The sequence below is a fragment of the Microbacterium sp. CCNWLW41 genome, assembly GCF_037083505.1.
Window position 1 is genome coordinate 329,202 of sequence record NZ_JBAOJP010000004.1, and the last position, 22,029, is coordinate 351,230.

At 71.6% G+C, this 22,029-nt stretch carries 19 protein-coding genes; 15 read left to right on the forward strand and 4 right to left on the reverse strand.

The features are described from left to right. Position 1: 1 nt before the first annotated feature. The gene (locus V6R91_RS16735; RefSeq protein ID WP_231820682.1) at positions 2–985 is read right to left on the reverse strand and encodes an ABC transporter permease; all 984 of its coding nucleotides are present in this window, start codon (positions 983–985) and stop codon (positions 2–4) included. Positions 986–1,230: 245 nt separating this feature from the next. Here V6R91_RS16735 and lepA point away from each other — a divergent pair, with 245 nt between their 5' ends. The 5 genes from lepA (at position 1,231) to hemW (ending at position 7,271) form a co-directional block, all read left to right on the forward strand. Beyond that, entirely contained in the window at positions 1,231–3,081 is a 1,851-nt protein-coding gene (gene lepA, locus V6R91_RS16740) for a translation elongation factor 4 (RefSeq protein WP_231820683.1), read from the forward strand. 4 nt (positions 3,082–3,085) lie between these two features. Continuing rightward, a complete protein-coding gene (locus V6R91_RS16745; RefSeq protein ID WP_336396156.1) occupies positions 3,086–3,577 on the forward strand; it encodes a DUF1990 family protein in 492 nt (163 codons plus the stop codon). 276 nt (positions 3,578–3,853) lie between these two features. Beyond that, entirely contained in the window at positions 3,854–5,197 is a 1,344-nt protein-coding gene (locus V6R91_RS16750) for an HNH endonuclease signature motif containing protein (protein WP_336396157.1), read from the forward strand. A gap of 175 nt (positions 5,198–5,372) precedes the next feature. After that, positions 5,373–6,026 (forward strand): DUF1990 family protein, encoded by a 654-nt coding sequence (locus V6R91_RS16755; RefSeq protein WP_271061890.1) that lies wholly within the window; start codon positions 5,373–5,375, stop codon positions 6,024–6,026. A 27-nt stretch (positions 6,027–6,053) separates the two neighbouring features. After that, positions 6,054–7,271 (forward strand): radical SAM family heme chaperone HemW, encoded by a 1,218-nt coding sequence (hemW, locus tag V6R91_RS16760; RefSeq protein WP_336396158.1) that lies wholly within the window; start codon positions 6,054–6,056, stop codon positions 7,269–7,271. A gap of 50 nt (positions 7,272–7,321) precedes the next feature. On the opposite strand, the gene V6R91_RS16765 is transcribed toward hemW, so the two are convergent. From V6R91_RS16765 to V6R91_RS16775, 3 genes are read right to left on the reverse strand one after another with little or no spacing between them, the layout of a single operon-like run. Further along, on the reverse strand, positions 7,322–8,746 hold the full coding sequence (locus tag V6R91_RS16765) for a carboxylesterase/lipase family protein (RefSeq protein WP_336396159.1): 1,425 nt from the start codon (positions 8,744–8,746) through the stop codon (positions 7,322–7,324). Next, positions 8,743–11,163: an alpha-L-rhamnosidase-related protein gene (locus tag V6R91_RS16770; protein WP_336396160.1), complete on the reverse strand. Its 2,421-nt coding sequence runs from the start codon at positions 11,161–11,163 to the stop codon at positions 8,743–8,745. The genes V6R91_RS16765 and V6R91_RS16770 overlap by 4 nt, the downstream gene beginning before the upstream one ends. Beyond that, positions 11,160–12,524 carry an MFS transporter gene (locus V6R91_RS16775; protein ID WP_336396161.1) on the reverse strand — a complete coding sequence of 455 codons (1,365 nt, stop codon included), beginning with the start codon at positions 12,522–12,524 and terminating at the stop codon, positions 11,160–11,162. Before V6R91_RS16775 ends, V6R91_RS16770 begins: the two co-directional genes overlap by 4 nt. 98 nt (positions 12,525–12,622) lie before the next feature. Between V6R91_RS16775 and V6R91_RS16780 the strand changes: the two genes are divergently transcribed. From V6R91_RS16780 to V6R91_RS16825, 10 genes are read left to right on the forward strand one after another with little or no spacing between them, the layout of a single operon-like run. Then, the gene (locus V6R91_RS16780; protein ID WP_336396162.1) at positions 12,623–13,852 is read left to right on the forward strand and encodes a PucR family transcriptional regulator; all 1,230 of its coding nucleotides are present in this window, start codon (positions 12,623–12,625) and stop codon (positions 13,850–13,852) included. A gap of 42 nt (positions 13,853–13,894) precedes the next feature. Beyond that, positions 13,895–14,929 carry a heat-inducible transcriptional repressor HrcA gene (hrcA, locus tag V6R91_RS16785; protein ID WP_067242670.1) on the forward strand — a complete coding sequence of 345 codons (1,035 nt, stop codon included), beginning with the start codon at positions 13,895–13,897 and terminating at the stop codon, positions 14,927–14,929. A 48-nt stretch (positions 14,930–14,977) separates the two neighbouring features. After that, positions 14,978–16,087 carry a molecular chaperone DnaJ gene (gene dnaJ, locus V6R91_RS16790; protein WP_336396163.1) on the forward strand — a complete coding sequence of 370 codons (1,110 nt, stop codon included), beginning with the start codon at positions 14,978–14,980 and terminating at the stop codon, positions 16,085–16,087. Positions 16,088–16,099: 12 nt separating this feature from the next. Continuing rightward, the gene (locus V6R91_RS16795; RefSeq protein ID WP_336396164.1) at positions 16,100–16,828 is read left to right on the forward strand and encodes a 16S rRNA (uracil(1498)-N(3))-methyltransferase; all 729 of its coding nucleotides are present in this window, start codon (positions 16,100–16,102) and stop codon (positions 16,826–16,828) included. A gap of 55 nt (positions 16,829–16,883) precedes the next feature. Continuing rightward, positions 16,884–17,231: an HIT domain-containing protein gene (locus tag V6R91_RS16800; protein ID WP_067242665.1), complete on the forward strand. Its 348-nt coding sequence runs from the start codon at positions 16,884–16,886 to the stop codon at positions 17,229–17,231. Positions 17,232–17,283: 52 nt separating this feature from the next. Further along, the gene (locus tag V6R91_RS16805) at positions 17,284–18,324 is read left to right on the forward strand and encodes a PhoH family protein (RefSeq protein WP_231821507.1); all 1,041 of its coding nucleotides are present in this window, start codon (positions 17,284–17,286) and stop codon (positions 18,322–18,324) included. Continuing rightward, positions 18,321–18,782 (forward strand): rRNA maturation RNase YbeY, encoded by a 462-nt coding sequence (gene ybeY / locus V6R91_RS16810; protein WP_336396165.1) that lies wholly within the window; start codon positions 18,321–18,323, stop codon positions 18,780–18,782. The genes V6R91_RS16805 and ybeY overlap by 4 nt, the downstream gene beginning before the upstream one ends. Continuing rightward, positions 18,779–20,086, forward strand: coding sequence for a hemolysin family protein (locus V6R91_RS16815; RefSeq protein ID WP_336396166.1), 1,308 nt, complete (start codon positions 18,779–18,781; stop codon positions 20,084–20,086). The genes ybeY and V6R91_RS16815 overlap by 4 nt, the downstream gene beginning before the upstream one ends. Further along, the gene (gene era, locus V6R91_RS16820) at positions 20,076–21,041 is read left to right on the forward strand and encodes a GTPase Era (protein ID WP_336396167.1); all 966 of its coding nucleotides are present in this window, start codon (positions 20,076–20,078) and stop codon (positions 21,039–21,041) included. Before V6R91_RS16815 ends, era begins: the two co-directional genes overlap by 11 nt. 1 nt (position 21,042) lies before the next feature. After that, positions 21,043–22,023 carry a quinone oxidoreductase family protein gene (locus V6R91_RS16825; RefSeq protein WP_336396168.1) on the forward strand — a complete coding sequence of 327 codons (981 nt, stop codon included), beginning with the start codon at positions 21,043–21,045 and terminating at the stop codon, positions 22,021–22,023. Positions 22,024–22,029: the final 6 nt, after the last annotated feature.

A 22,029-nucleotide genomic window follows, 5' to 3' on the forward strand; every position in this document is an offset into this window, starting at 1 on the left:
GTCAGCTCACCCTCACTCGCGGATCAAGAACGACAACGGCGATGTCCGAGAGAATTGCTCCGATCGCGGTGAGGACCGCTCCGAAGGCGGCGATGGCGACCACGCCGTGGACATCGTTCTTGCTGATGGTGTCCGTGAAATAGCGGCCCATTCCGTTCCAGCCGAAGATCGACTCCGTCAGGATCCCTCCGGTGAACACCGTCGGGATCGTGAACGCGAGTTGCGTGGCGACGGGGATGAGCGAGGTACGCAGGGCGTGCTTGCGCACGGCCTGCGGCTTGGTGAGACCCTTTGCACGGGCGGTCCGGACGTAGTCCGCCTTGATGTTGTCCAGCAGGAGCGAGCGCTGCAGGAAGTGGTACTGGGCGTAGCTGATCACGACCAGGGCGATCGTCGGCAGCGTGAGGTGTTGCAGTTTGTCGACGATGAACGGGAAGAAGCCCTCGACGTTCTTGCTGCCCGAACCGGTCACGAAGAAGACCCGCGTACCGACCAGGTCGTTGAACGCGATCGCGAGGAGCACGATTCCCAGCGCGGCGACGACGATGTTGATGTTCATCGTGATGATCGAGGTGGCCTGGCCGATCCGGTCTCCAAGCTTGTACTGCCGGGAGGCCGTGTAGACACCGAGCGCGATGCCGAGAACGGCAGCGATGATCGTGCCCCCGATGACGAGTTCCGCGGAGACCCACATCCGGTACGCCACTTGATCGTTGACGGATTGCCCGACGGGGCTTACTCCCCAGTCCCAGCGCAGGACGATGCCGGTGAACCAGTTCCACCACCGCTCGAGCAGAGGTGTCGCCTCGCTGAGGCCTCGAGGCGCGAGCAGCTTCTCGATCTCTTCGTCGCTGAGGGGCGGGCGCCGTCCCACGTAGTTGCTACGCGGGTGCAGGAAGCCCCACGCGAGGAAATACGTGAGGTTCGTCGCCACCACGATCATGAGGAGCCAGCCGAGAAGTCGGCGGAGCAGATACTTGATCAAGACGGTGTTCTTTCTCTCTTCGCAGTCGCCGCACGGGTTCTCCGACGCGGCGCTGGGTCGAAGCCGTTCTCACGCCGTCCGCGCCCCGGGGTGGGAGCGCAACCGGATGAGACGGAGCACAGTCGCGTGCGGAACTCGGTTTCGCCCCGCGGCAACTTCGCGAGACTATCACCGCCGCCGCCGGATCGCGATGAGGCGGGCCTCACGTAGAATCGTCCGGATCCCTTCGACCCGCTCAGGAACCCATGTCACCCCGCGCCCTCACCCCTCTCCAGCCGGCCTCGACGCCCGCTGCGCAGATCCGCAACTTCTGCATCATCGCCCACATCGACCACGGCAAGTCGACCCTCGCCGACCGCATGCTCCAGATCACGGGCGTCGTCGCCGATCGGGACATGCGTGCGCAGTACCTCGACCGCATGGACATCGAGCGCGAGCGCGGCATCACGATCAAGAGCCAGGCGGTGCGGATGCCGTGGCAGCTCGATGGCGAGACGTTCGCCCTGAACATGATCGACACCCCGGGCCACGTGGACTTCACCTATGAGGTGTCGCGGTCGCTCGCCGCCTGCGAGGGCGCGATCCTCCTCGTCGACGCGGCACAGGGGATCGAGGCGCAGACGCTCGCGAACCTCTACCTCGCCCTCGAGAACGATCTGCACATCATCCCGGTGCTCAACAAGATCGATCTTCCGGCCGCGGACCCGGACAAGTTCGCCAAGGAGCTCGCCGACCTCATCGGCGGGCGCCCGGAGGACGTGCTGCGCGTGTCGGGAAAGACGGGCGTCGGCGTGGAGGACCTGCTGGACCGCCTGGTCACGGAGATCCCCGCCCCGGTCGGCGACGCCGAGGCGCCGGCGCGGGCGATGATCTTCGACTCCGTGTACGACTCGTACCGCGGCGTGGTGACGTACGTCCGGATGGTCGACGGCCGCCTGTCGCCGCGCGAGCGGATCCAGATGATGTCCACCGGGGCGACCCACGAGCTGCTGGAGATCGGCGTGTCCAGCCCGGAGCCGGTGCCGACGAAGGGCCTCGGCGTGGGCGAAGTGGGCTACCTGATCACCGGCGTGAAGGACGTGCGCCAGTCCAAGGTGGGCGACACCGTCACGAACGCCCGCAAGCCCGCCGCCGAGGCGCTGGCGGGCTACACCGACCCCAAGCCCATGGTCTTCTCCGGTGTGTACCCGATCGACGGGAGCGACTACGCCGAGCTCCGCGAGGCGCTGGACAAGCTGAAGCTCTCCGACGCGTCGCTGCAGTACGAGCCGGAGACGTCGGTCGCGCTGGGCTTCGGCTTCCGCTGCGGGTTCCTCGGGCTGCTGCACCTGGAGATCGTGACCGAGCGCCTGTCCCGTGAGTTCGGCCTGGACCTCATCACGACGGCGCCGAGCGTGATCTATGAGGTCACCACCGACACGGGGGAGAAGGTCACCGTCACCAACCCCAGCGAATACCCGGACGGGCGGGTCGCCTCGGTGGCCGAGCCCATGGTCAAGGCCGCGATCCTGCTGCCCAAGGACTACGTCGGCACGGTGATGGAGCTGTGCCAGTCGCGCCGCGGATCGCTGCTCGGGATGGAGTACTTCTCCGAGGAGCGCGTGGAGCTGCGCTACAACATGCCGCTCGGCGAGATCGTGTTCGACTTCTTCGACCAGCTCAAGTCCAAGACCCAGGGCTATGCCTCGCTCGACTACGAGCCGTCCGGGCAGCAGGAAGCGGACCTCGTGAAGGTCGACATCCTGCTCCAGGGGGACAAGGTGGACGCCTTCAGCTCCATCGTCCACCGCGACAAGGCCTACGCCTACGGCACGATGATGGCAGAACGGCTGCGCAAGCTCATCCCACGCCAGCAGTTCGAGGTGCCGATCCAGGCCGCCATCGGCGCCCGGATCATCGCCCGCGAGACCATCCGCGCCATGCGCAAGGACGTGCTCGCGAAGTGCTACGGCGGCGACATCACTCGTAAGCGCAAGCTCCTGGAGAAGCAGAAGGAGGGCAAGAAGCGCATGAAGATGGTCGGGCGCGTCGAGGTCCCCCAGGAGGCGTTCATCGCCGCGCTGTCCGGGGACGTCGAAGGCAAGGACAAGAAGTAGTCCGATGCGCCGACCGGCGTATCCGCGCGGGATCACCCGTGAGCCGGTGCAGCGCGTTCCCCGGGGGATGCGGCTGATCGAGCGCTCCACGGAGGTTCCGCCCGCGGCGCGGACCGCGGTGGCGTCGTTGATCTCGACGTGGGACTTCAAGCGCCGGGTCGGTTTCGGCGCGCCCGAGGCGGCGCCCGCGCCGGGGCAGGTCGGCACGTTGTCCCTCCGCGTGTTCGGGAAGCGGTTCGACGAGCCGGTGCGCGTGGTGTGGGCGGGGGCCCGGGGCTTCGGCTACGAGGCGATGCCGGGACACCCGCTGTACGGCGAGGAGTCGTTCGTCCTCGATGAGGCGGGCCGCTTCACCGCCCGCTCGATCTCGTGCCCTGCCACGTGGCGCTGGCGCGTCGTCACCCCGGCCCTGCGGATCCTGCAGCATCGGACCATGGCCGCGTACGTGCGCGTGGTGAGCGACGCGGTCCGTGAATCGGCGTCGACGAGACGCTGACGGAGCGCCCGGCAAGGAAGGACCTTCTCCTGCGCCCGCCCCGGTCGTTGAGCGAGCGGAGCGAGTCGAAACGCACTCTCACCTGTTCGGTCCGCCTCCTCCCGGTCGTTGAGCGAGCGCAGCGAGTCGAAACGCGCGCGCCCACGGCTTCCTCCCGGTCGCTGTAGTTGTCCACACCCCCACCCGAGTGTCGTATGTATGTTCTAATCTGGGGTCATGCCCACCCCGGCCCCGTCCTCTACCGCTCGTTCGCGGGAGGGGTTGTTGGATGCGTGGGTGGCGACGCGTCGGCAGATCGCCCGGTTGGAGGCGGAGGCCTCGGCGTTGTTGGCGGAGCGGGTGACCCTGTTCGAGGGTGATGTGCGAGCTCAGCCGGTGCATCGTGACAGTATTCGCCGGTCGATGGTCGCGGAGTATGCCGCGGCGGGGCGGGTGTCGCGGGGGACGGTGGAGCGGGCCTTCGCCGACGCCGAGGTCCTGGCCGCGCAGCTGCCGGACGTGAAGGAGCGGTGGCCGGAAGGGACGATCACCGCTGCGCATGTGCGGGAGATCGTGCACGCGTCGCGCATCCTGCGCGACGCGATCGTCTCGGGCTCGGCGGACCCCGAGGTGTTGACGCTCTTTCAGGCGGCGGTGTTGGAGGTCGCGGAGCATGAGTCGCCGGCACGGACCCGGGTGCTGGCGCGGCAGGTCGCCGCCGCCCTGGCACCTGCCGCGGTGGTGGAGCGGCATCGTGCGGCCTGGCCGGACCGGTGCGTCACGATCCGGTCCCTCGATGACGGTCTCGCGTTGATCACCGCGGTGATCCCCGAGGTCTACGCCGTCGCGATCATGGACCGCCTCACCCGCATGTCCCACCACATCCGCCGCCGTCCGGCACCGGACACCACCCCCGGCAACGAAACTGACACCAGGGACGTCATCAACGCCGATACCACCAACGCCGCTGAGGCCCTGGACCTCACCGTTCCCTCCGCTTCCGACACCACCGATGCTGCAGAACCCACGAGCACCGCGGTCACCGCCGATGTCGTGGATGGGCGGACAGCCGATCAGGTCCGCGCGGACCTGTTCACCGACCTGCTCCTCGCCGCCGACCCCACCCCCATCCACGGCACAGGGCTGGACCGCATCCAGGCGCACATCCAGGTCACCGTCGCCGCGACCACCCTCGCCGGACACGACGACCGGCCCGCCGAACTCGACGACCACGGCCCCCTCCACCCCGACCTCGCCCGCGCCCTCGCCGGCCGACACACCGGATGGACCCGCCTCTTCCTGGGCCCCGACGGCATCCTCACGCACACCGACACCTACACGCCCACCATCCCCATGCGCCGCCACCTCCGCGCCCGCGACCAACACTGCCGATTCCCCGGCTGCACCACCCCCGCGCACCACTGCGACATCGACCACACCCACGACCACGCCCGAGGCGGACCCACCACCCTCACCAACCTCGCCCACCTCTGCCCGACCCACCACGCCCTCAAACACCCCGACATCCCGGACGCCCACCGATGGACCGCACGACAACACCCCGACGGCACCATCCAATGGACCAGCCCCCTCCAACGCACCTACACCCACCCACCACCCCGACGCATCATGTTCCTCTAGAGGAGCATTGCCACCAGCGGACGCAGGGTCGCAGAAGGCGCAGCCTGGGAGAAGGGGCCATGTTCGCCGCGGACGCTGCGCCGGAGACGCGCGACGAGGACCGGCGGCGACGCGAACGGCGCACAATGTGGAGAACCTGAGTGAGCGCCGAGAGGTCGGCAAGTAGGCTGGTCTCATGCGTCGCGGGACTTTCCGAGAAGGCACGGTGGACTATGCCGCCGTGGGGGCCACTCACGCCCCCGACCTCATGCAGTATCCGCCGGAGCACAGTCTTCCCGCCGAGGAGTCGTGGCGCATCGGCAGTGGCGAGGAGCGGTTCCGCGTCGCCAGCGAGGCTCTGCTGTCATGGACCGCGCAGCGGGCCGCGGGTCTCGAGATCGAGGATCTGCGGCCGGCGTCCGGCCCGGCCTACGCGGGCGTCAGCTTCGACGCCGAGGGCACGCCCATCGCGCCGAGCAAGAACGAGGTCGAACAGCGCTTCGACGCCGACGGCACGCCGTTCGTCGGCCCCGGCATGACCCTGCGTGTGCGCGGGCGAGCGGGCGGGATGCGTGCGGATGCCGAGCTGCGCGTCATCTCCGTGACGGAGGAGCCGCGGCGGGTGGGCTTCGTGCTCGGCACCGTCGGCGGGTCCGTGGTGAGCGGCGAGGAGTCGTTCGACCTGGACTGGCGCGAGGACACCGACGAGGTCTGGTTCACCGTCCGCGCCTTCGACCGGCCCAACGCCTTCCTGTACCGGACGATCCCGGCGCTCGTGCGCCGTCGTCGACGCGAGCTGTTCGCCCGCTACCTGCGCGCCATCTCGCCGCTGTACACGACGCCGCTGTGAGCGCCGCACGATGAGGGGTCGGCGCTGATGGCCGGGCCCCTTCCACTCGGCGATCCCGCCCCGGCCGACGGCCGTCTGCCGGAGGACCTGCCGTTCGACGCGTCGACGCCCTTCTCGGCGTACTTGCACGTCCCGTTCTGCCGGGTCCGCTGCGGATACTGCGATTTCAACACCTATACCGCCTCCGAGCTGCGCGGCGCCCGTCAGGACACGTTCGCGGACACGCTGCTTCAGGAGGTCGCGCTGGCCCGCGGCGTTCTGGCGGAGCGGGGCGCGCTGCGGCCCATGGACACGGTCTTCTTCGGCGGTGGCACGCCCACGCTCCTGCCGCCCGGGGACCTCGCCCGCATGCTGGCCGGTGCCGTGGACGCGTTCGGGCTGCGCGCGGGCGCCGAGGTCACCGTCGAGGCGAACCCCGACACCGTCACGGCGCCGGTCGCGCGGGAGCTCGCGGCCGCGGGGGTGACCCGGATGTCGATCGGCATGCAGTCGGCGGTGCCGCACGTGCTCGCGGCGCTGGACAGGACCCATCGCCCGGAGAACGTGCGCACGGCGGTCGAGGCCGCGCGGGAAGCGGGCCTGTCCGTCAGCGTCGACCTCATCTACGGCGCCCCCGGCGAGACCCTGGACGACTGGCGCGCCTCGGTGGACGCGGCGGTCGCGCTCGAGCCCGACCACGTGTCGGCCTACGCCCTGATCATCGAGGACGGCACCAAGCTCGCCCGCCAGATCCGCCGCGGTGAGGTCGCCGCTCCCGACGACGATCTTCAGGCGGACATGTACGAGCTGGCCGACGAGCGGCTGACAGCGGCGGGTCTCGGCTGGTACGAGGTGAGCAACTGGGCGCGCAGCGCCGACCAGCGCTCCCGGCACAACCTCGCGTACTGGCGCGGTTCGGACTGGTGGGGCTTCGGTCCCGGCGCCCACAGTCATGTCGCGGGCCTGCGCTGGTGGAACGTGCGGCACCCGGCCGCGTACGCCCAGCGCCTGGCGGCGGGGGAGTCGCCGGCCGCCGGCACCGAGCGGCCCGATGCGCAGGCCGCGCTGCTGGAGCGCATCCTGCTCGGATCCCGCCTGGCCGAGGGGCTGCCGCTGGAGGTCCTGCCCGACGCGGTGCGGCCACGGGTGGCCGGGCTCATCGCCGACGGTCTCGCTGAAGGCGGCGCCGCCGTGCGCGGGCTGCTCGTGCTCACGCGGCGCGGGCGCCTGCTGGCGGACGCGGTCGTGCGCACCCTGACCGACTGACCGGCCGACTGACTGACCGGCCGACGGGCGAGCAGGGCGGGCCGAACCGCTCAGGGAAGCAGATCGAGACCTGAGGTGCGCCGTTGGGGCACCGTGGCGGACGCCGCGTCGAAGAGCCGGGTCGTGCGGCGCTCGTCGAATGCGGGCCACCCCGGATCCTGCTCGCGGATGAACCGCACCCAGGCCGAGTGCATGTCGTCGGCCAGCTCCTGCGGGGCGTCCGCGCCGGTCATGCGCTGCGACTCGGGATCCGCCAGCGCATCGAAGACGAAGCCCAGTTCCAGGGCGTGCGCGGCGCGAAGGTCGCGGACGCGACTGCGCCACGCGAACTCGTAGACGTAGGTCGGGGAGCGGCGCGCCCGTGCGGCACGGGTCATCGGGGCACGCAGCAGCATGTCGGTCGCGAGCTGTCCGAAGATCTCGCCGGTCGAGGCGCCCGGCGCGTCGGCGCGGTACGCGCGGACGGCGCGTCCGGGGATCCGCAGCGCGAGGCGGGCGAGCAGCAGCTTCGCCGGACGGATCTCCGCGAGGGATTCCGGGGTGAACCAGAGGCGATACTCGTCGGTGTTCGTGCCGATCAGGACGGGTATCCCCGCGTCCGCCACCGCCTCACGCGGCTGGCGGGGGAGCGTCTCCGGATCGATCACGAGCTGATAGCCCGGCGCGCCCCCGAGCGGGGACGATCCCGCGGACTGACGGCGGCGTGCGTCGAGCAGGCGGTCCGGCGACACCGCGGCGAACGACGCGCGATCCGTCCCGACGCCCAGCAGTTTCGCCAGCTGCGCGGTGATGCGGCCGCCCTTCTGCGGTGTCTGGGCGTCGAGCGGCCCGGACTGGATGATGGCCCCGGCCACGTGTCCGCGGGTGTCGTCTCGGGTCAGCAGCGCGGCGACCAGGGCGCCGCCCGCGGACTCGCCCATCAGGGTGATCCGTGCGGGGTCGCCGCCGAACGCCGCGATCTCGCGGTGGACCCAGCGCAGGGCGGCCGCCGCGTCCTGGAGGCCGAGATTGCGAGGCGCATCGTCCAGGACGGAGAAGCCCTCGGCGCCGAGCCGGTAGTTGATCGAGACGAAGACAATGCCGGCGCGGGCGAACGGAGTGCCGTCGTAGATCGTCAGGGCGGCGGTGCCGCGCTCCAGCGCCCCGCCGTGGATCCAGAGCACGACGGGCGCCCCGGACGCCGACGACGGGGCCCATACGTTCGCGGTGAGGATCTCGTCGCCCTCGATCCGGACCGATCCGAGCAGCTCGGCGGTCGCACCCCCGTACGGGGACTGCGGGGCGGTCGCGCCGAAGGCGGTGGCCGTCCGGACGCCCTCCCAGGCGGGAGCCGGCTGCGGGGAGCGGAACCGGTTCTCGCCGAACGGGGCCGCGGCATAGGGGATCCCGAGGAATCGGTGGACTCCGGCGATCTCCTCGCCGCGTACGGTACCCAGGGACAGACGGACCTCGACGGCATCGCTCACGCTCGTCATCGTACGGCTCCGGACAGTACGTGCGTTCCCGGGCCGAGGTCGTGCTCCTTGCCCTTCCACCGGACGGTGGTGGGCACGGGCGTCGCGACGGTCAGTGCGTCGCCCTCCACGCGCACGTCGATGGCGCCGTGCGGAGTCGGAACGACCGCGCGGACACGCTCCAGCGTCTCGGGCCTCGGTGCGACCCGCGCCCGCTCGTATCCGGGGAGCTCCGGCGTCACCCCGAGGGTGTGCACGATGACGTCGTGCGCGACCGTCGCGGACCAGCCGTGACAGTACGACCCGCCCTCCCAGCACTCCCGGAGAGCGGTCGGTCCCGTCGCGAGGAGCTGGTCCCAGTCCCGGTACAGGGGCAGGAGATCGCCGCCGAGCTCCGCGACCGCGGCATGCACGAGGGAGCGGAAGAACGGCTGCGCGCCCACGACCAGCCGTTCGGTGTCCCAGTCCGGCTCGTCCCGCCGCCACACCGGCGAGCCCGCGCTCGGGCCCCGCTGATCGGCACCATGGTCGGCGAGCGGACTCCGGGTGAACATGACGGCGCGGTCGGTGAGGAGGCGGAGGACGCCGCGCCGTCGATGGTCCGGGAGGACGCCGGCGAGGACCGCCGCGGCGGCGACGTGCTCGCTGACACCGGAGCCGAGGGACCCGTCGGGGAGGATGTTGTCGCGGTACGCGCCACGGGCCTCGTCCCAATAGGCCTCGAACCCGTCTCGTACGGCGGCGTGAAGGCCGTCCGCCCAGTCGGCGCGTCCCCGGTCTCCCTGCCACGAGGCCATCTCGGCGAACTGTCTCAGCGCGCGCGCCCATAGCGCGGTGAGCGCGGCGCTCGATCCGCGCACCTGCACCGGCGACCAGTCGATGAGAACCCACCCGGGAACGTCGACGAGCCGTCCGTCCCGCAGATAGGGCAGGAACCAGCGGAGGACACCCTCGACCGTCGGCAGCAGGCCGCCGACGAGCCCGCGGTCGCCGGTGTACCGGAAGAGGTTGTGGACGGAGGCGATCCAGTGCAGTGCCCAGTCCGGGATCGGAGGGATCCGGGGTGAGGCGAAGTCCCCGGCCGCCGCCATCGGGAGCATCCCGTCCGAACGGGGCCGCGCGAGCAGCTGCGGGTTCCACGCTGCGAGGGACCAGTCCGCGTTGGCGACGAGATCGACGCTCTGATGGACCACCGCGTCCCCTGTCCAGGCGCGGCGTTCGCGGGTCGGGCAGTCGAGGTACGCGTCCGCCGCGCTGAGGTCGACGGTGCGCAGGCTCACCCCCACGATCCGGTCGATGAGCTCGTCGCTGCTGGAGAACGAGGCACCGTGGCGCGGTCGGTGCGTCTCCACGAGTTCCGCACGGATGAGCCGCGGCAGCGGCCCGGCGGATGAGGCGCTGAGGACCAGGAAGCGTCCGGCCACGAGATCGAAGGGCTCGATCACGGTCTCGCCGTCGCGGAGCACGAGCTGCAGCGGGGCGGCGCTCTCGAACGCAGCCGGTCCCACCGCCTCGAGGAGACCGCCGCGGACGATGTCGCCGGCGGTCCCGGCGAACGTCAGCCGCAGTCGGCCGGACACGATGCGGCCGACGTCGAGGACGGTGACGCGTCCGGTGGAGATGTCGTCCGCGAGCGCGGCGACGAGCTGCTCGGTCGTCGCGGCGACGGCGTCGCTCCCGCTGCGGGCCAGCTCGCCGGTCGGCAGCGCCAGGGGCGTCTCCGCGAGGGCGGGGGCCTGCCGCGGGAGCACCGCGCCGTACGGCTCACCGCCCGGCGTGGTGCGGCCGCGGGGGCCGATGATCGACTGCTCGCGGATCTCCCTCGCCGGGTGCCACGCACCGGAGGGATCCGGTCGCGTGGTCCAGTCCGGGTCCAGACGCCGGGCGTCGAAGAGCTCGGCGGGCTGCGACGCGAGGACGCCCTGCGGCGCGGCGGGCGTCCACGCGTCCGCGTCGCAGGCGATCCACTCCGCGTCGGTCGCGACGATTCCCTCGCCGTCGGCCTCCAGTTCCGCGGCGAAGGCCCCGGCGCCCATCGTGTGCGACGCCCGGGACGGGGTCCACCACGGGACGGGGTGGCCGTAGAAGCGTGCCAGGACGGCGATGGTGTTCCGGCCGGGGCGCAGCAGAGCCGTGACGTCCCACTCGTCGTACGTGAGCGCGTCGGCGTCATGACGTGCCGGCCCCGAACCGACCCGCTCCCCGTTGATCCAGGCGGCGTAGCGCGCATCGGCCGTGGCGAACAGCGTCGCGCGGCCGGGGGCCGACGGGAGGGTGAAGGACCGGCGCAGCAGGACGCGCTGGTCCGACGTCCCGGGGTCGAGAGCCCCGAGGGGCTCCTCGGGCCCGGGGACGACGAGGCCCGTGGTCCGCGACCAGATCCACCGGCCGCGCCACGGGCGCGCCGTCCTCTGCCGTGGCCAGGTCGCGGTGCTCATGGGCGATTCCTCTCTGCCAGGGCGGCCCGGGTGCGCGCCGCCTCGTCGCGGGTGATGGGGTAGGCCAGGAACACGAGACCTCCGAGCAGGACGAGCGCCACGGGAACGCCGGACTGGGCCAGGGCGATCCCCATGAGCGACAGCGGCGTCTGCTCGCCGCCGGGGACGTAGCCGGTGACGGCGAGGACGTAGGCGACCAGGGCGCCGCCGATCCCGGCGCCGGCCTTGGCGGCGAACGAGCCGATCGAGGCGAGCGCGCCTTCGGTCCGGAACCCGCCGCGCAGCTCCACGTGGTCGGTCAGCTCGGCCAGCAGCGCGTAGTTGAGGGCCACGGCGCCGCCGAAGCCCAGTCCGGCCGCGCCGAAACAGACGAGGTAGACGGATCCGGGAAGACCGGGGAGCAGGAGGATCGAGCCGATCCCGACGGCGGCGACGGCGAGGCTGGCGAGATAGGCGGGCTTGAACCCGACCCGCTGGCCGATGAGCGGGCCGCCGATGCTGCCGATGACCATCGGCGCGGCCATCACGAGGGCCACCGCGCTGACGAGCCCGGCGCTTCCCGCGTAGTACGTGAAGAAGAACGGGATCCCGGCCATCAGGGCGGCGTTGCCGGCGCTCGTGGCGAGCTTGGAGACGAGGAGCACCGGGACGGCACGGGAGGAGAAGAACAGCGCCCGCAGGTCGCGGAGGCCGTATCTCTCGCTATGGACGGGCGTCACCCGCTCCCGGGTCAGGAGAGCGCCGGTCGCGGTGAGCGCGAACGAGACGACGGCGACGACGACGGCGTAGACCTGCCACCCCGCAGCACCTCCGCCGAGCAGCGAGACGAGGGGGAGGGACACCCCGATCACCAGCACGGTGCCGAGCAGGTACGTCGCGCCCTTGATCGCGGCGAGACGACCGCGGGTGCGCGGGGACGCGCTCATGGTCGGCAGCAGCGCGTTCAAGGGGATGTCCATGAGATCGAAGGCGATTCCCCAGACGAGATACGTGATCCAGGCCGCCAGGAGCGCGCCGCCGGCCCACCCCGGCACGAGGAACAGCGCCGCGAAGCTCACCGCGGCGACGCCGCCGCCGAGGAGGAGATATGTCCGGAACCGGCCCCAGCGCGTCCGCGGCAGGTGGTCGACGAGGTACCCCATCAGCGGGTCGGTCGCCCCGTCGACGATGCGCGCGACCAGCAGGAGCGTGCCGACCGCGGCCGCGCCGATGCCGACGTGGTCGGTCAGGTAGATCAGCAGGAAGGACCCGATCACGGTGGACAGCACGATGTTGCCGAGGTTGGCGGCGAGATAGCCCGCCTTCTCGGAGGGTCGGACGTCGGCGGCGGCCGGGGCCGTGGGAAGCGCGGAGGCGGTCATCGTCGACCTTTCTTCGGGGGTTTCTCTCATGGTCGGTCACAGTCCTCACTCGGACCAGTGGGCGGAATCCGGAACTCACGGGGCGTAGCTTGTGATGCATGACAACATCCGCTATCCGACTCTCCGAGCGCGACCTCTCTGCCGAGGTCCGCGACTCCCGGGAGCTCGTCGACCGGGTCATCGCAGCGATCGCGCCGACCGACCCGGCGGCCCACGGCATGGGTGCGACGTCGATCGCCGCGGACATCCGGTGGTCCGTGGCGCAGAGCCTCCGGGCGGTCGCCGATGTCCTCGCCGGGCGCGAGGCGGACCTGGAGCTGATCCGCGCCTCTGCGATCCGGCGGTTCGAAGAGGGCGCCTCGCTCGCCTCCGTCATGACCGCGTACCACCGCGGGATCCAGGAGGTCTGGGCGCTCGTGCGCGAGCGCGCGGCGTCGGACGAGGCGTCGGCGGTGGCGGACGCCGGCGTGCGGCTGATGCGTCTTCTGGAGCGGATCGGCGGCGCTCTTGCGGAGGACCAGGAACGCGTCTGGACCGTCGTGCACGCGGGGGAGAGGGAGGGGCGGTTCGCCCTGTTCACCGCGCTGACCCAGGGTGGGGACGCGGTCTCCGCGGCGCACCGGTCCGGACGGCCGCTCGCGGATCGGTACGGCGTGCTGGCGGTGCGGATCGTGGGAGAGCCCGCCGGGGCGCCGGACGACGTCGCCGCGCGACGGGACGTCCAACGCCTGCGCGCGGCGATCGACGCCGCGGTCCCCGGCGAGGAGGTGCTGGCGGTGCTCACGTCCGCGGGCGGCACGGCCCTCGTCCCGGTGCGGGGACCGGGCGTGGCGGAGCGGATCGGCGAGAGTCTGGCGGCGGCCTTCGGAGACCGGTCCGCAGCAGGCTGGAGCGAGGCGTCGCCGGCCGGGGTGGCCGACGCGGTCGGCGTCGCGGAGGAGCTGCTCGCCCTTGCGCTCGTCCGGGACGACATCGGCGGGACCGGACGCGTCGCGACCTTGGACGCGATGCTGCTCGACTACCAGAGCTCCCGTCCCGGGCCTGCGCGGCAGGCCCTCGCTCGCTCCCTGGAACCGCTGAGCGAGGACCTCGTCCTCACGGCGCGGCGTTACCTGGCGCTGGAGGGGGACAGGAGGAGGACGGCGGCGGCTCTGCACGTGCACCCGAACACGGTCGACTACCGTCTCGGCCGCATCGCCGTCCTGTGCGGGTGGGACGCGACCACGCTCACGGGGGCCGCCCAGCTGCGGGCGGCGCTGATCGCGGCTCGACGGGAGGAGGACGCCCGCGGCGGTGCGGCGGGGAGCGTTTCCGGCGGAACCGAGTAGAATTGGCACTCAGTACGGGCGAGTGCCAGCGAAGGAGGGCGGATGGTCAGTGAACGGGGCCTCCAGGTCCTCCGCGCCATCGTGGAGGACTTCGTCGAGACGAACGAGCCGGTCGGCAGCAAGTCGATCGTCGAGCGCCATGCCTTCGGCGTCTCCGCGGCAACCATCCGCAACGACATGGCGCAGCTGGAGGACGAGGACCTGATCGTCGCGCCCCACACGTCGTCGGGCCGAGTGCCGACCGACAAGGGGTACCGGGTCTTCGTCGACCACTTGGCGCAGCTGCGCCCCCTCTCGAGCGCGCAGCGCTCCGCGATCACCGCGTTCCTGACGGATCCCGCCGATCTCGACGACCTCATGGTGCGGACGGTGCGGGTGCTGACCCGGCTGACCGGCCAGGTGGCGCTCGCGCAGTATCCGTCCTTCGCGCGGGCGCACGTGACGCACGTGGAGCTGGTCGCCCTGGCGCCGAACCGCCTGCTGACCGTGCTCGTCACGGATGCCGGCGGGGTCTCGCAGCGCATCGTGACTCTTCCCGCCGACCTCGACGACGCCGAGATCGCCGTCGTGCGGGCACGCCTCACGGTCCTGCTCACGGGCCGATCGGTGCGCCGGGGCCTCGAAGGGATCGCGGCCCTCCAGGACGCCCCGGAGACAACTCCGCTCGGGATCGCCCAGGCCGCGCTGGTCCGTGCCGTGTCCGAGGAGCTGGAGGAGTTCCGCCAGGAACGGCTGGTGATGGCGGGCGCGGCGACCCTCGCCCGCCGGGAGCACGACTTCCGCGGCAGCATCCATCCGCTCCTGGAGGCGATCGAGGAGCAGGTGACGCTGCTGCGGCTGATGAGCGAGATGGTCACGGACGAGCAGGGGCTCGCCGCGAGCATCGGCGCGGAGAACGAGGCCTTCGGGCTGCCCGAGGCGTCGATCGTGGCGAGCAACTACATGTCGCCGGGCGGGACGGCGCGGGTCGGCGTCATGGGCCCGACGCGCATGGACTATCCGAGCAACCTCGCGGCGGCGCGGGCCGTGGCCCGCTATCTGTCGCGGCTGCTCGACGAGGATGAGGCGGGTCGCTGAGCGACGCGCGGGGGACGAGGCGGAGCACGCCCGTCCGGAAAGGTGACTGTGGCTGACCACTACGAGGTCCTCGGCGTGTCCCGTGACGCGAGCGAGGAGGAGATCAAGAAGGCGTACCGGCGGCTGGCGCGCCAGCTCCACCCGGACGTCAACCCGAGCGAGGAGGCCGCCGAGCGGTTCAAGCTCGTGACGCACGCGTATGACGTGCTCAGCGACGCCGATGCGCGGCGCCGCTACGACATGGGCGGCGACGAGAACGGTGGCGGATTCGGCGGGTTCGGCGGGTTCGGCGACATCTTCGAGACCTTCTTCGGAGCGGCCGGCGGCGGGCGCTCGGCACGCCCGCGTTCCCGGCGCGAGCGGGGACAGGACGCGCTCGTGCGGATCACCCTCGAGCTCGGTGACGTGGTGTTCGGGGTCCACCGGGACATCGAGGTCGACACTGCGGTCCTCTGCGAGACGTGCCAGGGCTCGTGCTGCCAGGAGGGGACCTCTCCGGTCACGTGCGACATCTGCCGCGGTACCGGCCACGTGCAGCAGCAGGTCCGCGGTCTGCTGGGCACGGTGCTGACGACGGCGCCGTGTGGATCCTGCGAGGGATACGGCACGACCATCCCGTATCCCTGCGCCACCTGCAACGGCCAGGGCCGCGTCCGTTCGCGGCGCACCGTCGGCCTCGACATCCCCGCCGGCGTCGAGACCGGGCTCCGGCTGCAGCTTCCCGGGTCCGGCGAGGTCGGGCGCGCGGGCGGGCCGAACGGCGATCTGTACATCGAGGTCACCGTCACGCCGCATCCGACGTTCAGCCGGGAGGGCGACGATCTGCTCGCCACGCTCGAGGTCGCGATGACCGATGCGATCCTGGGGGCCACGACGACGATCGACGGCCTGGACGGGCCGGTGGATCTGGAGATCCGCCCGGGCGTCCAGTCCGGCGACGTGCTGACGATCAAGGGGCGGGGGATCACCCCGCTGCGCGGCAGCCAGCGCGGAGACCTGCGCGTCGGCGTCCAGGTGCTCACCCCGACGAAGCTCGACGGCAAGCAGCGTGCGTTGATCGAGGACTTCGCCAAGCGCGCCAAGGCGCCGTCCCCGCGGCTGTCGGAGTTCCATCAGGGGCTCTTCTCCAAGCTTCGCGACCGTTTCCGCAACGGCTGATCGGGGCTGGTCATGGCGCTGCACTTCCTCACCGACGACGCCGCGGGCGCCGAGCCGGGTGCGGTCGTCTCGCTCACCGGGGCGGAGGCCAAGCACGCGGCGGTGGTCCGCCGCGTCCGCCCCGGCGAGGTCGTGACCCTCGGCGACGGGCGGGGCGTCTGGCTCGAAGGCCGCGCCGAGCACGTCGAGCCGGCGCGCGTCGACGTGCGCATCGCCGAGCGACGCGAGCTGCCCCGTCCGGACCCGCGGATCGTCCTGGCGCAGGCGCTCGCGAAGGGGGACAGGGACGAGCTCGCCGTGCAGGCGGCGTGCGAGCTCGGGGCCGACGAGATCGTGCCGTGGCAGGCCGCGCGCAGCGTGTCCCGCTGGGAGGGCGCCAAAGCGGTCAAGGGGCGCGAGCGCTGGAGCAGCATCGTGCGCGAGGCCGCGAAGCAGGCGCATCGCGCCTGGATCCCGGACGTCGCCGCCCCGGAGCGCACCGCCGACCTCGTCGCGCGGGCGGCCGCTCAGCGGATGCTGCTCCTCGACCCCACCGCGCCCGGACGGCTCTCGGCCATCGAGGTCGATGACCGAGACCTCGTCCTCGTCGTCGGCCCGGAGGGCGGCATCGCGCCGGAGGAGCTCGAGCGGCTCAGCGACGCGGGCGCCGAGCGCGTCCGGCTCGGCGACACCGTGCTGCGCACCTCCACGGCGGGTCCGGCCGCGATCGCCCTGCTCTCGTCCGCGCTCGGACGCTGGTGAGCAGAGGCGCCGCGAGGACGGACGCGGGCACACCGGCGCGGATAGACTGGCACGCATGACCGAGCCCTCGATCTTCACACGCATCCTGAACGGCGAGATCCCCGGCGAGATCCTGCTCGACACCGGCCGCGTGTTCGTGATCCGGGACATCAACCCGCAGGCGCCGCTCCACGCGCTCGTCATCCCGAAGACCGAGGAGTACCGCGACGTCACGGAGCTGGCGGCGGGCGACCCCGGTCTGCTCGCCGAGCTCGTCGCGGCCGCGAAGCGGATCGCCGATGAGCACGCGAACGGAGAGTACCGCCTGATCTTCAACAACGGCGCGAGCGCCGCCCAGTCCGTCTTCCACGTGCACGCCCATGTGCTCGGCAACATCGAGGAGAACAAGCTCGTTGGCTTCTGACGAATCGGCAGACCGCCGTATCACCGCGCGCATCGAGGCGGACGGCATCGCGATGGTCCAGCTGCTCGGACCCCAGGACCGGCTCCTGCGCGTGCTGGAGAAGGAGCACCCGGAGGTGGAGGTGCTCGTGCGCGGGAACGAGATCACGCTCACCGGCGCTTCGGAGGCCGTGGCAGCGGCCCGCGCCCTCGTGGAGGAGCTGATCGCGATGACGAGGTCCGGGCACGATCTCGGTCCCGCCGACGTGACGCAGTCCGCCCGCATCCTGGGCCGCGGCGACGGTCCGCGCCCGAGCGAGGTGCTCGGCGAGGCCATCCTGTCCTCTCGAGGACGCGTGATCCGCCCGAAGACGCTCGGACAGAAGGAGTACGTCGACGCGATCGAGGAGAACACGATCGTCTTCGGCATCGGACCCGCCGGCACGGGGAAGACCTACCTCGCGATGGCGAAGGCCGTGCAGGCGCTGCAGCGCAAGGAGGTCGAGCGGATCATCCTCACGCGCCCCGCGGTGGAGGCGGGGGAGCGGCTCGGGTTCCTCCCGGGTACGCTCACCGACAAGATCGATCCGTACCTGCGCCCGCTCTACGACGCGCTCAACGAGATGATGGACCCCGAGATCGTGCCGCGGCTGATGGCCACGGGGACGATCGAGGTGGCTCCGCTCGCCTACATGCGCGGCCGCACGCTCAACGACTCCTTCGTCGTGCTCGACGAGGCGCAGAACACCACGCCGGAGCAGATGAAGATGTTCCTGACCCGGCTGGGCTTCGGAACGAAGATGGTGGTCACCGGCGACATCACCCAGGTCGACCTGCCGCAGGGCGCATCCGGTCTGCGGCTCGTCACGCGCGTCCTCAAGGACATCGACGACATCCACTTCTCCCGGCTCACCAGCGACGACGTCGTCCGGCACACGCTCGTGGGCCGCATCGTGGACGCCTACAGCGAGTACGACGAGCAGCGCCTCGCGGCGCGGACCGAGCGTGAGCAGGCCGCGGAGTTCGCCAATCGCGCGGAGCGGCGATCGTCCCTGCGGGGGCACGGGACACAGGGCGGGCCGCGGGACCGCATGCCGAAACGAGGACGCTCATGATCGAGATCAACAACGAGTCCGCCATCGACGTCGACGAGACGGTGCTGCTGCGGCTGACGGAGCACAACCTCGCCCAGCTCAACGTGAGCCCGGACGCCGACGTCGCGATCGTGCTCGTGGACGAGGGCGCCATGGAGGCCCTGCACGTGCAGTGGATGGACGAGCCCGGTCCCACCGATGTGCTGAGCTTCCCGATGGACGAGCTGCGGCCGGGCACCGTGGACCGCCCGACGCCCCCGGGGCTGCTCGGCGACATCGTGCTGTGTCCTCAGGTCGCGGAGGGACAGGCCGTCGCCGCCGGCCACAGCCTCATGGACGAGCTGATCCTTCTGACGACGCACGGTCTCCTGCACCTTCTCGGCTTCGACCATGCCGAGCCGGATGAGGAGCGGGAGATGTTCGGGCTCCAGAAGGAGCTGATCGTCGGCTTCGCGGCCGCCGAACGCCGCCGCCGATGACCGTCACCGCGCTCCTCCTCCTCGCCGGCGCCGTGCTGCTCGTGGGCTTCGGCGGGCTGATGGCGGCCATCGACGCCGCGTTCTCCGTGACCTCACGCTCGGATCTGGTCGAGATGAGCGGCGATGGGCGAAACGCCGTGGCCCTCCAGCGCATCGCGCAGGATCCGGATCCGCACGCGAACGCCGTCGCCTTCATCCGCGTGCTGTCCGAGACCACCGCCGCGGTCCTCGTGACGGTCGCGTTCGTGCTGCTGCTGGACGAGATCTGGTGGGCCATGCTGGCGGCCGCGGTGCTGATGACCGGCATCACCTTCGTGCTCGTGGGCGCCAGCCCGCGCTCCTTCGGGCGCCGGCACGCCGACACCATGCTGCGCGGGTGCGCGCCGGTGATCCGCGGCCTGCGGATCATCATGGGGCCGCTCGCGCAGGGGCTGGCCGTGCTCGGTGCGCGCGTGACCCCGGGTGGAGGGCGGACGAGCTTCGCCTCCGAGGAGCAGCTGCTGAGCATGGTCGACGAGGCCGCGTCCCATGACCTCATCGAGGCCGACGACCGCGAGCTCATCCATTCCGTGTTCGACTTCACCGATCAGTTCGTGCGGGCGGTGATGGTGCCGCGCACCGACATGGTCACTGTGGATGCGGATGCCACGCCGACCGAGGCGATGTCGCTGTTCCTGGATCGCGGCGTCTCCCGGGTGCCGGTCGTCGACGACGATGCCGACGACGTCGTCGGCGTGCTGTACCTGAAGGATCTCGTCCAGTTCGCCTTCCGCGACGAGACCGGGTGGCGCAACGCCACGATGCGCGAGATCGCCCGCCCGCCGGCGTTCGTGCCGGAGTCGATGCGCGCGGAGACGCTGCTGCAGCAGATGAAGCGGGATGCCGTGCACGTGTGCCTGGTCGTCGACGAGCACGGCGGCATCTCCGGGCTCATCACGCTGGAGGATCTCATCGAGGAGCTCGTCGGGGAGATCGCCGACGAGTACGACCAGCCGATCGCCGAGGTCGTGGCCGTCGCGCCCGGACGATACCGGGTGAGCGCGCGCACGAGCCTGGAGGATGTGGGCGACCTGTTCGGCGTGGAGCTCGAGGACGACGACGTCGATTCCATCGCGGGCCTCCTCGCCAAGGAACTGGGCCGGATCCCGCAACCCGGATCGACCGCGAACGTTCGGGGGCTAGTCCTCACCGGGGGCACGTCCCGAGGACGGGGCCGCGGGCTCGCGACGGTGTTCGTCGAGCGCGCGGAGGAGCCCCCGGGCGAAGAGGCGCAGCAGCAGGAGGAGGACCAGCATGGACACTGAGCACGACGCGGGGGCCGAGCCGGCCGGTCCCGAGCAGGCCCACCCGGAGCGGGCCGGCGTGGAATCGCCGCACCGCAGCGGGTTCGTCACGTTCGTCGGCAGGCCCAACGTCGGCAAGTCCACGCTCACCAACGCGCTGGTGGGCGAGAAGATCGCGATCACCAGCGAGAAGCCGCAGACCACGCGCCGCGCGATCCGAGGTGTCGTGACGCGCCCGGACGGCCAGCTCGTCATCGTGGACACCCCGGGGATCCATCGCCCGCGCACCCTGCTCGGGGAGCGGCTGAACGATCTCGTCGAGCAGGTCCTGGGAGACGTGGACGTCATCGGATTCTGCGTGCCCGCGGACCAGAAGGTCGGGCCCGGGGACCGCCGCATCGCCGCATCGCTGGACGGCTACTCGCGCGCGAAGAAGGTCGCGATCGTCACCAAGGCGGATGCCGCCGCGCGGGACGAGATCACCGAGCGGCTCATGGAGGTCGATTCCCTCCGCGATGACTGGGCGGCGGTGATCCCGCTCTCCGCGTTCACCCGTCTGCAGCTGGACGTGCTCGCCGACGAGCTTCTCGCCCTCATGCCCGAGGGGCCCGCGCTGTACGCGGAGGACACGGTGACCGACGAGTCCGACGAGGACCGCATGGCCGAGATCATCCGGGAGGCGGCCCTGGAGGGCGTGCGGGATGAGCTGCCGCATTCGATCGCCGTCACGATCGACGACGTCGCCCCGCGCGAGGACTCGGACATCCTCGACGTGCACGCCAGCATCGTCGTGGAACGGGACAGCCAGAAGGGGATCATCATCGGGCACAAGGGCGCGCGTCTGCGCGACGTCGGCTCGCGCGCGCGGGCGGGGATCGAGGAGATGCTCGGGACGCGGGTGTTCCTGGGGCTGCACGTGCGCGTGGCCAAGGAGTGGCAGCGCGATCCGAAGCAGCTCGGCCGGCTCGGGTTCTGACATGGCCGGCACGGCGCGACAGTGGGTCGCCCCGTCCTGGGGAGCCCCGGAGACCTGGCGGTTCATCGAGACCCCGCTGCGCGATCCCGGACCCGGCGAGGTGACCATCCGGGTCCGCGCCGCGGGGGTGAACCCCGCGGACGCGAAGCACGTCGCGGCACCGCGCTCCACCGGACCCGCCGTCGAGTGGCCGGTGCCGATCGGCTACGAGGTCTCGGGAGAGATCGTCGCCCTCGGTCCGGGGACGGCCGGAGAGCCCGTTACCCGGATCGGTTCCGGCCCGGCGGCGCTGGGGGACGAGGTCATCGCCTTCCGGGTCCGGGGCGGCTACGCCTCGGCGCTCACGATCCCGGGCGCGAAGGCCTTCCGGAAGCCGGCGGGGATGGACCATCCCGCGGCGGCGAACATCCTGCTGGCGGGGACGACGGCGGCTGAGATGCTGGCCGTGACGGAGGTCTCGGCCGGCGACCTCGTGCTCCTGCACGGCGCGTCCGGCTCGGTCGGGATGAGCGCTCTGCAGCAGGCCCGGCGGATCGGCGCCGTCGTCATCGGGACCTCGAGCGCTGCGGGAGCGGACCGGGTGCGCCGGTTCGGCGGGCATCCCGTCCTCTACGGACCGGGCCTGATCGACCGAGTGCGGACGCTCGCCGCCGAGATCGGACGGCCCTTGTCCGCTGCGTGGGATGCCGTAGGCACGGACGAGGCCGTGGAAGCCTCGCTCGCGCTCGTGCAGGATCGGGCGCGGATCGTGACCATCGCCGCCGCGGACCGCGCGTCGGCCGAGGGGTTCCGGTGGATCGCCGGATCCCGGCCGGACAGCGCCCGGTTCCGCGACGACGCGCGAGGGCGTCTCGTGGAGCTCGCCGGGCGCGGCGAGCTGGAGGTGCCGGTGTCGCGCACCTTCCCCCTGGCCGAGGCGCCGGCGGCGCTGCGCCTGCTCGCCCAGGGGCATCCGGGCGGTGCCTTCGCCCTGATCCCTTAGCTCCGC

Bases quoted from the DNA above. Each gene is read 5' to 3' on its own strand.
- lepA (WP_231820683.1), top strand. From the start codon at position 1,231: ATGTCACCCCGCGCCCTCACCCCTCTCCAGCCGGCCTCGACGCCCGCT.
- V6R91_RS16745 (WP_336396156.1), top strand. From the start codon at position 3,086: ATGCGCCGACCGGCGTATCCGCGCGGGATCACCCGTGAGCCGGTGCAG.
- V6R91_RS16755 (WP_271061890.1), top strand. From the start codon at position 5,373: ATGCGTCGCGGGACTTTCCGAGAAGGCACGGTGGACTATGCCGCCGTG.
- hemW (WP_336396158.1), top strand. From the start codon at position 6,054: ATGGCCGGGCCCCTTCCACTCGGCGATCCCGCCCCGGCCGACGGCCGT.
- V6R91_RS16765 (WP_336396159.1), bottom strand. From the start codon at position 8,746: ATGACGAGCGTGAGCGATGCCGTCGAGGTCCGTCTGTCCCTGGGTACC.
- V6R91_RS16770 (WP_336396160.1), bottom strand. From the start codon at position 11,163: ATGAGCACCGCGACCTGGCCACGGCAGAGGACGGCGCGCCCGTGGCGC.
- V6R91_RS16775 (WP_336396161.1), bottom strand. From the start codon at position 12,524: ATGACCGCCTCCGCGCTTCCCACGGCCCCGGCCGCCGCCGACGTCCGA.
- V6R91_RS16780 (WP_336396162.1), top strand. From the start codon at position 12,623: ATGACAACATCCGCTATCCGACTCTCCGAGCGCGACCTCTCTGCCGAG.
- hrcA (WP_067242670.1), top strand. From the start codon at position 13,895: ATGGTCAGTGAACGGGGCCTCCAGGTCCTCCGCGCCATCGTGGAGGAC.
- V6R91_RS16795 (WP_336396164.1), top strand. From the start codon at position 16,100: ATGGCGCTGCACTTCCTCACCGACGACGCCGCGGGCGCCGAGCCGGGT.
- V6R91_RS16800 (WP_067242665.1), top strand. From the start codon at position 16,884: ATGACCGAGCCCTCGATCTTCACACGCATCCTGAACGGCGAGATCCCC.
- V6R91_RS16805 (WP_231821507.1), top strand. From the start codon at position 17,284: ATGGTCCAGCTGCTCGGACCCCAGGACCGGCTCCTGCGCGTGCTGGAG.
- ybeY (WP_336396165.1), top strand. From the start codon at position 18,321: ATGATCGAGATCAACAACGAGTCCGCCATCGACGTCGACGAGACGGTG.
- V6R91_RS16815 (WP_336396166.1), top strand. From the start codon at position 18,779: ATGACCGTCACCGCGCTCCTCCTCCTCGCCGGCGCCGTGCTGCTCGTG.
- era (WP_336396167.1), top strand. From the start codon at position 20,076: ATGGACACTGAGCACGACGCGGGGGCCGAGCCGGCCGGTCCCGAGCAG.
- V6R91_RS16825 (WP_336396168.1), top strand. From the start codon at position 21,043: ATGGCCGGCACGGCGCGACAGTGGGTCGCCCCGTCCTGGGGAGCCCCG.